The following is an 11,756-nucleotide window of genomic DNA, read 5'->3' as shown; positions in this document are numbered from 1 at the left end:
CAATACAACAATTGAGAGTAGGTTTAATTTCATTTGTCATGTTAATATATCTACTCTCACTTAATACTTATATTTAACCATGTTAATTTTGAATTAGAGTCCATTAAAATCCAGAAAATAATATTTTCAAAATTTTTTTCAAAAGTTCCAACACCCCTAAACTTTACAACCCCCATATATTTAATATATTAAAGCTGTTTTCGTTCACATGTATATATATTTTTCTATTAATTTAAAACAAAAAGTATTAAAGTAGGCATGTATTGATATAAGCATGATGAAAGCATGATGATACCAACTGGAAATGAAATCGTACAACACTTCCAAATTGGAACAATAATACATGGAAATAAAATAAGTAATACATAAGTGGTGAATTTGTATGAAAAAAGAATTTAAAAAAATATTGGATCATCCAATAGATAGAAGAACATTCCTAAAGGCTGTCGGTGCAGGTACAGTTGCAACACTGTTTGGTGGACAGGCAACCATGGAAGAAGTCTTTGCTGCTTCTCCAAAAGTTGGAATACTCCAACTTGGAACTTGTGCGGGATGTCAGGTTTCTCTGACAGAATTTGGGCTGGATATGCGCTACATTAGTTCTTCAAACCCAACTGCTGCTGACATACTACCAACAATAGACATAAAGTATGCGCCATTTCTTGTGGATGTGCTGGCTGAGTCATTTGAACATATAAGTTCCCTGGATATTTGTATAATCGAGGGTATTGCAGGTCCGACAGTTGAGGCATCAGAACATCTGGATCATGCAAGGTCAATTTCAAGTAAGGTGGTTGCTATGGGAGATTGTGCATCCTTTGGTGGAGTGCCTGGTTTGAACAGAAGTAAAGGTTTATTGGATCTCTATCCTATAGATGAAGTAATTTCTGTAGATGCCTACATCAGAGGATGTCCACCACAACCAGAACAAATCTGGTACATGGTAACTGGCGGTACTATTGGTGAAGCAATAAAACCAGGAAAAGTATGTGATTCATGTATTTATGATCCTGAAGGCCCTCAGGCAAATGAACTTGGTCGATCAGGATGTAAAAAACACCTTGGATGTCAGGGTCATGATACTCCATGGCAATGCGGAGCTACAAGAAGTACTGATGGAAAAGCACCCTGTACACTGGTTGATGATATTTGCATAGGCTGTTACAGAGACAAGTACCCCGAAACACCATATTATGAAAAAGGCCAGGTACAGATGACAAATAAATATGGGACTGGAAATGGAACCCATACTAGCACAGCACCAAACTCAACGGCAAATAAAACAGGGATGATGAGTAAGTAGGTGATTTAATGGCAGTTGAAATAAAACCGGTAACTAGGATTGAAGGCGATGGAAAACTTGAATTGGAAACCTACTTGGTTGATGGAAAATTAAAAGTAAAGAACCTTCTAACACCAACTGATGGAACTTTGAATTTACCAACAGATAATGGTGCAAGATATCCCAAGTTTTGTGTCACAGAATTTAGAGGATTTGAGAAATTTGCAGTTGGGGAACAACCAGAAACTGTTACAAAGCTAGTCCCAAGGATATGTGGTGTTTGCCCAGTTCCACAAAACATGGCAAGCACATGCGCAGTTGAGGCAGCCTACGGCACAAACATAGTTAACAATGCAAAAGCAGTTAGAAGACTCATGCTCGCAGTACACACAGTCCACAGTCATCTTCTGCACTTTTTTGTACTTGCTGGGAAGGACATGTTGCCGCATAAGCTAATAGACCAGGAACTTCCTAATATAATCAGTGCCCACAACAAGGCACAGGCCTGTGTAGCTGTATTTGGAGGAAAACCTGTTCATCCCGCGTCATGTATTCCTGGAGGGCAAACTAAAGTCCCAAATACAACAGAAATTGGACAGATCAAAGCGAGAATGCAAGAGATACAAAATTATATCGTATCCCTTTTAGGTACTTTAAAAGAGGCCCTATTGGCCCTGCCAAACGACTTTGGTATAAGGCCCTGTAACTATATGAGTTCAGGTGTTCCTTTCTACAGCGGTGTTTCAGGATCATTTTCATACTTTGGAACATCGGGTGGAGTTGTAATAAGGGATCCATCAAATCCATCAGACTTCAACTCAGCTGACATAGTTCCATTTAACCCAGCAAATGTGAAAGAAGAGGTCATAACACCTTACGGAAGTGTGATAAGTCTTCCAACAAACTACAGTTACGCCAAAAGACCATACTATACTTACAATGGTGTAAACTATGTCTGTGAAGTAGGACCTCTTGCAAGACTTGGAGTAGCATACAAGGCCGGAGATAGTGTTGTGAAATCAACAGTTAATAGTATTGCATCTGATTGGGGTGTTGCTGCCAATGATATATTATCTCCTTCAACAAGAAACAGACACATAGCAAGACTAATAGAAACAATAATAATAATCGACAGAATTCTAAATGGTGGCTGGTCAAACATAGCTCAAGTGGACAGTTATTCACCTCCAAACAAGAAGGCAGGATCTGGTATTGGTGTAATTGAAGCCCCCCGTGGAACCCTGATGCACACAATAACAGTAGGATCTGATTTAAAAACTGCATCATACGACTGTATGGTGCCAACTACAGCAAACACAGGGGCTATTGAAGAAGCTGTGGCAGATGATTTTGTGGAGATAAGACCAGAAACAATGGCATTGTTAGGACGTGACCCCACTGAAGACGAAAAACTACTTTTAGGGGATGCAAGCCGAACCGTAAGAGGATTTGATCCATGTTGTTCATGTTCATCTCACATGATAGAACTTAAAACCCCAGATGGCACTGAATAGTGCCGTCTCTAAATTATTTTCAGTGAGAAAAAATGATCTGTATTGTTGGATTTGGAAATTTGCTACTTGGAGACGATGGAGTAGGAATCAGGATAATTCAGAGGCTAGAAATGATGATTCTTCCATATCAAGTAGATATAATAGATGCTGGAACATATGGGGCGATTTTGTTTAGTTTAATTGAAAAATATAATAAAATCATTGTTGTTGATGCTTTTAGATCTAATTGTGATATTGAAAACATCCTTTTCATGAAGGCATCTCATATAATAAAAGAGAAGGAAAAATATTATTTCTCGGGACATGATTTAAGTCTATTTGATATATTTTCAATGATGAAATCAGTCTACTCAGAAGAGATCCTGGATAATATATACATTATGGGTATCAGGATTCATAAAATCGAAGAATCATTAGAACTTTCAGATGATGTGGCAAAAAGTGCAGAAATGGCTGTAAATATGATAAAGAATTTCCTAAGTGGTGATGAATCATGGATGAATCATTAATCTCACATTTTGAAGAGCTAAGAAGTAGATTGATAAGAATAGTTATAGTAGTTCTTGGAGTATCTTGTGCAATATTTCCCTTTGCTAATCAACTTCTTATTAGAATTCAGAATGATTTACTACCTGAAGGGGTCCGTTTGATTGTTATAAGTCCATTAGAGGCAGTATGGGCGCAAATAGAAGTATCTTTACTTGTTGCGTTTGTTATTACTCTACCATACATTATATATGAAGTCATGAAATTTTTAAAACCTGCCCTTAAAGGTTCTGAAAATTCCTTTTTAATAAAAACTATACCTCCTGCAATGATACTTTTTGGAATTGGAGCAATATTTACTTACAAAACTGTGCTTGTAATGACATTAAAATTCCTTATTGGTTATGCAACCTCTTCAGGAGTTACGCCACTATTAACTTTAGGGGATTTTATTTCATTTGCACTTCTTATGATATTGACATTCGGGCTCCTATTTGAATTACCCCTAATATGTTGTGCCCTTGCATCCCTTGATCTAATTGATTCTGATACACTTACAGGTAACAGAAAAGAAGCTTACATCGGTATTTTGGTAATTGCAGGAATTTTAACACCTGATCCCACACCATTTACTCAACTTATTGTCACTTTCCCTATGATCCTCTTATTTGAGGTGAGTGTTCTTTTGACAAAATACATCCATAGAGATAAAAAAACGGAGGTCACAAATGCATCGATTGGTTAAGGAGGTGAAAAAATGATTGGTGGACTGGGAATGCCAGAACTTCTAATAATACTCTTTGTAGTACTTCTACTTTTTGGTTCAAAGAAGCTCCCCGAACTTGCCAAGGGAATGGGCAAAGCTCTGGGAGAATTCAAAAGAGCTCAACGTGAAACGGAGTTTAAAATAAAAGAAGAGCAAACACAGGAAAAAGAAACAGAAATATCAGCAGATAACGAAGAAATTAAAGTAGAAATGGAGTCTAAAGAAGAAGCGGTGCAAAAAACTGAAAAATCAGAAAATAATGCAAAATAGTAAAATGAGTTAATCCATTTTAGCTATTTTATTTATTTAGTTTCAATTTAATTTCTTCTTTTAAATTTTTATTAAAACGAATGTGAATCAAATGAAGAAATACTTAATCTTAATTGCAGTTTTCCTGACCATCATTGCATTGGTTGCATCTATATATGGGCTTTCTAGATCGCCAAATATTTCTACAAGCCCCATAACATCATGGAATCCACAAATAAAGTCTCCACAAATAGCCGCCACATCATTTGTAGATCCTGCTGCCAGAGTAATCGGAGATGTGATTATTGGAAGTAATGTTTATATAGGGCCATGCGCATCAGTGCGTGGTGATGAGGGATCACCGGTTTATATCGGGAATGGTTCCAACATCCAAGACGGTGTGATTATACATGGTCTTAAAGACCCCAGAGTAGTTGTTGGGGGTAAAAATTATTCTGTCTATGTTGGAAAAGAAGTTTCAATGACACATGCAGTATAATTCACGGTCCTGTCTTTATAGATGATAAAAGTTTTATTGGCTTTGGTGCAGTCATATTCAAAGCAACCATAGGTAAAAACTGTGTTATACTTCACAATGCAGTGCTAACAAACAATGTAAATATAACTGATGGTAAGCTGGTTCCTGCAGGTGCGGTAATAGATACTCAGGCAAAGGCAGATGCACTAACCGAAGTTACAGAGAACCTAAAAGAAATACCTCACGAAGTTGTAACAGTCAATAAAGAATTGGCAAAGACATACAAGAGCTAATATATCCCTCTTTTTTTAATTTTTAATCATAATTTAATAGATTTTTTTTCAAATTTGAATCTTCTAGATCTTTGATAAAAGTTTTGAGTGTTTACTTATCTATATTCAATAATTCTTGATATATTTTAATAATCATGAAATAACTTATCTAACTGAATATGCTCCTTTGCATCTAACTGTTAAGGAATTACTTGATTATACGAATTTTAGGTTCTGGATTATAAAGAAAATATAAAAGAAATATTAATCCTCTAAATGTTTAAAATTAAATCATTTCTTCAGTGCTGCAATCTCCCCAGCAAAGGCTGCCAGAACTTTTTTAGAGAGACCTTCAATAAATTTCAAGGAACCTGCGCATTCGTGGCCCCCTCCATCAATTACTGCTTCAGGTATGTCGTGGGCCAGTTTCCAGACTATTTCATTTAAATTAAATCCAAACATCTCATTAACTGCATCAGTAGCCCTTATAACTCCAAAATCAGGCCCATAGGCCAGAGTGATTATGGGGCGTTCTTCTCCGTGTTTTTGTACCATGGCGTCATGTACAAATCCACAGGTTTTACCTGGGGCTGGGAAAGTAAAGCGGTGGGCATATTTTTCCACATCGAGTATATTAAATAGAACACCATTAGGTAGTTCCTGGGACTTTAAGTTAGGGAGAGCTGCCCTTAATTGTGTATCTACTCGTTTTTCAAACTCTTTATAGAGTGCATCTACTAATTTGGTATGTTTGTCGAGGTTATCCAGTCCTAATATGGTGTCGATTATGCCCCTACCATTCATAAACCTCAGATAAAAGGCTTCAAAGTCTATACAAGAAGCTATTTTATCTAAATCCTCCCAACTGTAACCTTTGGTTTCTGCCAGTTTAATATATTCTTCTGCTTCTGCAGAACGGGCATGATCTCCTATGGCTGCAATTCCAGGTAAGTGTAAGATTTTTTCTTTAATTTCAGGGTTCACCATTTTAGCTACTTCTACTGAAAGGGCTCCTGCAGTTATCTGTGAGTCTCCCCCTACCAGATAGGGGTTTACATGGATATCCACATATTCATCTACTTCTACTTTACCATCAACCACTTTTCCAGGGAAGTGGTGGTCAATTACCACGATTTCAATATCATAGATTTTGGCTTTCATTAATGCCAGGATATCTTCTTCAGTAGATCCATTATCTAAAAGAACAATTAATGGTAGTTTTTGCCCGTGCCGTTCCATATCTTCCAGTGCAAAGGATAAATCTTTTACAACATCTTCTAATTCATAGAATGGGGCTTTACTTGGAGCTCTTTTGAAATAATGCCATTCAGCATCAGTGTTATGGTTTAATTCTTTTAATAAAGGAATCACTGCTTTTTCCATGGCTACTCCCGCACAGATACCATCCGCATCTGCGTGGTGCCTTACTAAAATGGATCTACCATCAAACACGGCTCTTCTAATAGCATGAGCTGCAGCTTTCATTTTTGGCCGGAGTTTTTTAAGGGTATCACTTTCCAGAAGAAGATCGGTATTTTCTGGTTCGGCTTTCAGGTCAATGGCTTCATCAATGAGTCTTCGGGCTTCGGTAGCTTCATTGCCTGTAAGTCTTTCAATTGACTCTGATTCGATTTGAATCTTACCACTGTGCTGATTAACTTCCCCTATTACTTCTACAATATGGTCTACTTGAATATCAGGATATACTCTGATTCCAGGTTCATCAAAGGCCGCAGCCCAGGTGGTACTGGTTTCATCGGATATGGTGAATATGGTGGGGCCCGAAGTTTGCTGTATTTGGATAGCTTCCCCTACAATGCGCACAGTTTTTCCCAAAGTTTTATTGGTTATTTCTCCAATTGGGGTACGTGCCAGGTCTTTTTTCAATTTTACTAACTCATAATCTCCTTTTATATTGGCAGGCCCTAAATCGACTTCTCTTCTTTGGGGTTTAAGTTCAATTACTCTGACAAATATCTCGTCTCCCACACTGTGATCAGGTGATCCAGTACGCATTAGTCCCCAGACCTGATTATTTAAACTTACAAAAACTCCATATTTTTCTACCCTGGTTATTCGGCCCTTGTAAGTGGATCCTACCTCCAGATCACTCATCTCACAGGCGGGGTGCAGAACATAGATTATCTCTTTTTTCTGGCACTGGGAACAATAATCTGATCTATCCTTAAGTACCTTACCACATTCACGGCAGACATTAATTTCCCCTCTGCCTTCACAGGATGGACAACTTTCTTTGATTTCAATTTCCCCCTTACCTTTACATTTATCACAGGGAACATCCTGGTCCTGATCTAAATCAAATTTTTGCCGGGCTTGAGTATTAACTCCTTTAAAATGGCCTTTTACATCCATAGTGTCCTTTAATCCAGTACCATCACATGCATCACATGTTTTATGATCTATAATTTTATAACCTTTTCCTTTGCAACTTATACAAGCTTTATTCATTTTTTCCCTCTTTAATGGTGAAATTAATTAATATATTATTCATATTTCTGTAAAAATTATAAAAAAGCTGATTTTTTTATTAGGCCTTAAATTTTGCAGGGTTTTGACTTACCAGGGCTTCCCTTTCTTTTTGATACTTCAATGCATCCTGCATCAAACCATTGGCCATTTTCAAATTAGTGTTTCCAGTTTGATTTCTGCCACTCTGGAAAGACTGGGCGGCACTTCTAAGTTCAGAAGTCGCATTTAATTTGGCGTCAATTTCCAAAACTGCCAGTTCTATGTACTGGATGAATACATTGTCCTCTGAATTCTGGGCATAAATCAGTGCTTCTGAAGCTGAAGATCGGGCCATATTAAATTCATTGGTGGCTTGATTTGAATTGGCTATAGCATTATCTATATTGAAGTTATTCAAATCCTGGGCAGCCTGATTATAATGCTCATCACCCTTTTTTAAATGGTCATTAATCTGGGGTATTAACTCCTCAATACTACTTACATCTGATTGTATGCAACCAAAAATGAAAGTAATCAATATAAGAGTTATAAAGACAGTTAATTTGCTTTTCATTTTCCCACTTAAGTTATGTTCTAGTTTCTAATGACTATTTATTAGAAGTAAAAATTTACTTTTTTTTATTTTCTCCCAACAATCTGAGCACATTTTCTATTTACCATATATACTCTATTAATTTCTATTAAGATATATAAATGGTGAGCTGGCACTCTCAAAACTAATAATAAAAATTTAATAAAAAATTAAAAAACAATAAAAAAAGAGGTTATTATATTTTTTTAGTTGTGCAGATAGTATTAAAAAAATAAAAAAATATATTGGGGATTTTCATTAATTTATTTTTTTTAAGAATGCCACAATCCATGAATATTACAGTATTCTCTGACTTTCAGGTCTGAATCTTCCGAAATATTCAAATTGAATTCTACTTCCGGATCATCTCCAGGTTCTAAGAATTCACGGTAGGTTTTACCATCTATAATTAATTCTACCCACTCAATATAATGATTTTCTTCCATAGGGTGTGGCACTTCTCCTACCTTAACTTTAATCCCTTTTTTGGTATTTTCAATGATAGGTATGTGTTTTTCAGGACCCACATCAGTTTGCCTTTCAATTAATAGTTCCATAGGCTGCCCACAGCATATTAGTTCACCCACACCTGCATGGACCATTTCTACTATATTGCCGCATACATTACAACGATATATTTCATTTATTTTGGTCATTTGCTATCCTTCTAACTTTTTTTAATTAATATTCTTCACAAAGAATTTCAAAGTATTTGGTAGGATGATCACAGGAAGGACATTCTTCTGGGGGAGTTGTTCCCTGGTGAGTATAAGCACATTTTTGACATATCCAGGTTACTTCTTCTGTTTTTTCAAAAGCAGTACCTGATTCCACTATTTCCAGTAATTTTATATATCTATCTTCGTGGTGTTCTTCTGCTTTAGAAATGGCTCTTAAACGTTTTGCAATTTCTTTATATCCTTCTTCTTCTGCAACTTCTGCAAATTCGGGATACATCTCGGTATTTTCATAATGTTCCCCTTCAATGGCAGCTTTAAGGTTATCAGTAGTAGTGCCTAAAGTGGTTGGTGCTTCTGCTTCCACAATAATAGAATCTATAGGTTTTCCTGATTCTTTTTTAAGCTCGTTAATTAAACGTAACAACCATTTGGCATGTTCTCTTTCATTATCTGCAGTCTTAAGAAATAGCTCCGAAATTTGAGGAAATCCTTCTTTTTTAGCAATTTTAGAATAAAAAGTATACCTGTTTCTAGCTTGGCTTTCTCCAATAAAGGCTTTGGTTAAATTTTCCAGAGTTTTTTCCATATTAACACCTACAAATATTTTAACAATACTAATTCTATGGACCATATTAATATATTTAATTTATGGTTTTATGGAACTAATATCCTAATAAGAAAATAAATAATAACCTTTTTTAATATATAATAATTAATATGACCTTTTTTATTTATTGGGGTTGTAAAGTTTGTGGGTGTTGTTATTTTGTTATGTGTTTTTGTGTCCAGTTTTTCATTTTGTAGTGTAGATATGTGAGTATTCCGGTTATGGTTTTGTATTTCTTTTTGATTTGCTCTGGTTCTGTTTGTCTGTAGTAATTTTCCACGGTGTTGGATGTTCGTGGTATTTTATTGTTTTTCATGAACGTGGTGAGTCTTTTATAGTCTGGAATGATTTTTTGTTTAATAAAACGCTGTAATAAACGTGGTATTATATTAAAATCTTCTAATAACTTGTTTAGTCTTTTTTTGCTGGTTTTTGAGTTGTATGTGCGGAATATATTTTTGATATCGGTGAAATAGAGGCATAAACTGATTTTTTCACGTTCTGTGACTTTTTTACTGCGTAATTTCTTGTATAATTTGTCACCAATCATTTTAAACAAGTGAAATACACATAATTGGTGTTTAACACCAATATAATCCATTATATTTTTATAAAGCGGCATATGATCTGTGGTGACTGATATTAATGGTTTATTATTCGTTGATTTTTGTATAAACTGTGTAATGGCTGCTGGTGTTCTTTTAGGGACTATTTGTTCGGCTATTGGAATGTTGCGTATTTGATCGTATAATGTCAATCTGTACATTCTCTGGCCATTAATTCGTAAAAATTGCTCATCATAAGTGTAATATCCTGAATAAAAGCGTTCAGTGTTTTTGATCATGTTTTTATTGTTTATGGTGAGCCAATTTCTGATTGTTTGGTGTGATGGTGAATTTTCCAGGAAGTTCTGCAGATCTTTCTGAGTTTTTCGAAGCGAACGGTAACCTGTCTCCAAAAAACATTCTAATTTATCTTTAAATAGGTTAATATATCGTTTATATGGTTTTATCAGCGATTTAATGTTTGTGGTGGATTTTCGCCCACAAGTTTTACACAGATATCTTCTTAAATAAACATTTAAAGGTTCTTTATCGTCAATTAACAGCTTTCTTTGACGATATTCTTGCTTAATAACATTTTTTGAACCACAATATGGACAAAGTAGGTTAATATATTCGAAATGATTATTTTCATGGAGATAAAGTTTCTGATTAATATTTTGAGTGTTTTTAACAGGTTTTAATCTATCATTGAGAATTGTTTCAAAATCATTTTTTCCTGTGAAAAAATCGGAAAGTTTAAGTTGTATAGAATCAATATTACAATTGAGAGTAGTTAATATTTGATTTCGCATGATAATATATCTACTCTCACTTAATACTTATATTTAACCTCTTTAATTTTGAATTATGGGGTCATAGGATCTAGAAAATAAGATTTTAAAATTTTTTTCGCAAACCCTCAACACCCATAAACTTTACAGTCTCCAAAAACAAAAAATAATTTAAATAAAGAAAAAGGCAATAAGCAGAATTAATACTATTGCTATAACACTTAAACCCAACAATCTAACTTTTAAAGCTGGTGAATTATCTGATTTTAGGATATTTTTAAACACTGGCTTGGAAGATTCGGAATCACGAACTTCAGAACGCTTTGATTGTATCTGGTTAATTAATTCTGTTTTTTTGTTCATGGCCTCCATGATACTTTGTTCATCAAGGGGATAAATATCCTGATTTCCCGAAATATTTTGTAGTTCTGCTTTTTGTTGATTCAATTCGGCCTGCATGGATTGAGGAGTTTCACTTTCAGTGATATTCCATTTACCCTCTTTAATTTCTTTTATAAGCTCTTCCTGAATTTCAACTTTCTTTGAAAGTTCTTCAAAATCTTTTTTCCGTCTTTCAGCTTTATTTTTAAGATTTATAATAGTTTCATGGATTTCTTTATAATCCATTTCATTATTACCGGATTCAGAATCTTCTAAATAGTCTGGTGTTCTGGAAACAATTTCTATATCTTTTTGATAATTTAAAGATCCCCCACACTCACAAAAATCAAAATCATATGGTGATTCACCATCCTGTAATTGGTAATATCCGCCACAATTTTCACAAATGAGATATCCGCCCATTGGCAGGTTATCAATACCCCTTTCAAATAAACTACTCATACTTTTTGAGACCATAAAATCCCCCCTTGGCCTCGGCATATATAATTAAATAATAATGCCTTACTTTTGTTTACAAAGCTATTGATATGTTTATATAAATTATATAATATTAATTTTTCTATTAGACGGGGTTGTAAAGTTTGTGGGTGTTGTTATTTTGTTATGTGTTTTTGTGTCCAGTT

13 protein-coding genes are annotated in these 11,756 nt (G+C 35.0%); 7 read left to right on the top strand and 6 right to left on the bottom strand.

Features of this window, described 5'->3' with window-relative positions:
* Window positions 1-382: 382 nt before the first annotated feature.
* The 7 genes from QMD61_10895 (at window position 383) to QMD61_10865 (ending at window position 5,068) form a co-directional block, all read left to right on the top strand.
* Window positions 383-1,303 carry a twin-arginine translocation signal domain-containing protein gene (locus tag QMD61_10895; GenBank protein ID MDI6725141.1) on the top strand — a complete coding sequence of 307 codons (921 nt, stop codon included), beginning with the start codon at window positions 383-385 and terminating at the stop codon, window positions 1,301-1,303.
* A gap of 8 nt (window positions 1,304-1,311) precedes the next feature.
* Window positions 1,312-2,796 (top strand): nickel-dependent hydrogenase large subunit, encoded by a 1,485-nt coding sequence (locus tag QMD61_10890; protein MDI6725140.1) that lies wholly within the window; start codon window positions 1,312-1,314, stop codon window positions 2,794-2,796.
* Window positions 2,797-2,828: 32 nt separating this feature from the next.
* On the top strand, window positions 2,829-3,305 hold the full coding sequence (locus QMD61_10885) for a hydrogenase maturation protease (protein MDI6725139.1): 477 nt from the start codon (window positions 2,829-2,831) through the stop codon (window positions 3,303-3,305).
* Window positions 3,290-4,027, top strand: coding sequence for a twin-arginine translocase subunit TatC (gene tatC / locus QMD61_10880; GenBank protein MDI6725138.1), 738 nt, complete (start codon window positions 3,290-3,292; stop codon window positions 4,025-4,027). The genes QMD61_10885 and tatC overlap by 16 nt, the downstream gene beginning before the upstream one ends.
* 12 nt (window positions 4,028-4,039) lie before the next feature.
* On the top strand, window positions 4,040-4,318 hold the full coding sequence (gene tatA, locus QMD61_10875) for a twin-arginine translocase TatA/TatE family subunit (protein MDI6725137.1): 279 nt from the start codon (window positions 4,040-4,042) through the stop codon (window positions 4,316-4,318).
* A gap of 91 nt (window positions 4,319-4,409) precedes the next feature.
* Window positions 4,410-4,796: a hypothetical protein gene (locus tag QMD61_10870; GenBank protein MDI6725136.1), complete on the top strand. Its 387-nt coding sequence runs from the start codon at window positions 4,410-4,412 to the stop codon at window positions 4,794-4,796.
* Window positions 4,797-4,864: 68 nt separating this feature from the next.
* Window positions 4,865-5,068, top strand: coding sequence for a hypothetical protein (locus QMD61_10865; protein MDI6725135.1), 204 nt, complete (start codon window positions 4,865-4,867; stop codon window positions 5,066-5,068).
* A 270-nt stretch (window positions 5,069-5,338) separates the two neighbouring features.
* Here QMD61_10865 and QMD61_10860 read toward each other — a convergent pair whose 3' ends face one another.
* The 6 genes from QMD61_10860 to QMD61_10835 all read right to left on the bottom strand — a co-directional run bounded on the left by QMD61_10860 (window position 5,339) and on the right by QMD61_10835 (window position 11,589).
* A complete protein-coding gene (locus QMD61_10860) occupies window positions 5,339-7,516 on the bottom strand; it encodes a DHH family phosphoesterase (protein MDI6725134.1) in 2,178 nt (725 codons plus the stop codon).
* 79 nt (window positions 7,517-7,595) lie between these two features.
* Window positions 7,596-8,090, bottom strand: a complete 495-nt coding sequence (locus QMD61_10855; GenBank protein MDI6725133.1) for a hypothetical protein — start codon at window positions 8,088-8,090, stop codon at window positions 7,596-7,598.
* Between the two features lie 290 nt (window positions 8,091-8,380).
* Complete coding sequence (locus QMD61_10850; GenBank protein ID MDI6725132.1) at window positions 8,381-8,764, bottom strand: desulfoferrodoxin; 384 nt, start codon at window positions 8,762-8,764, stop codon at window positions 8,381-8,383.
* 25 nt (window positions 8,765-8,789) lie between these two features.
* Window positions 8,790-9,374, bottom strand: a complete 585-nt coding sequence (locus QMD61_10845; protein MDI6725131.1) for a rubrerythrin family protein — start codon at window positions 9,372-9,374, stop codon at window positions 8,790-8,792.
* Window positions 9,375-9,549: 175 nt separating this feature from the next.
* Window positions 9,550-10,752, bottom strand: coding sequence for a transposase family protein (locus tag QMD61_10840; GenBank protein MDI6725130.1), 1,203 nt, complete (start codon window positions 10,750-10,752; stop codon window positions 9,550-9,552).
* Between the two features lie 150 nt (window positions 10,753-10,902).
* The gene (locus QMD61_10835) at window positions 10,903-11,589 is read right to left on the bottom strand and encodes a hypothetical protein (protein MDI6725129.1); all 687 of its coding nucleotides are present in this window, start codon (window positions 11,587-11,589) and stop codon (window positions 10,903-10,905) included.
* Between the last annotated feature and the right edge of the window lie 167 nt (window positions 11,590-11,756).

The sequence above is a fragment of the Methanobacterium sp. genome, assembly GCA_030017655.1.
In the GTDB taxonomy this organism is placed as follows: Archaea; Methanobacteriota; Methanobacteria; order Methanobacteriales; family Methanobacteriaceae; genus Methanobacterium_D.
Note: the sequence above shows the minus strand (reverse complement) of the source record. Positions and strands in the feature narration are given on the sequence as shown.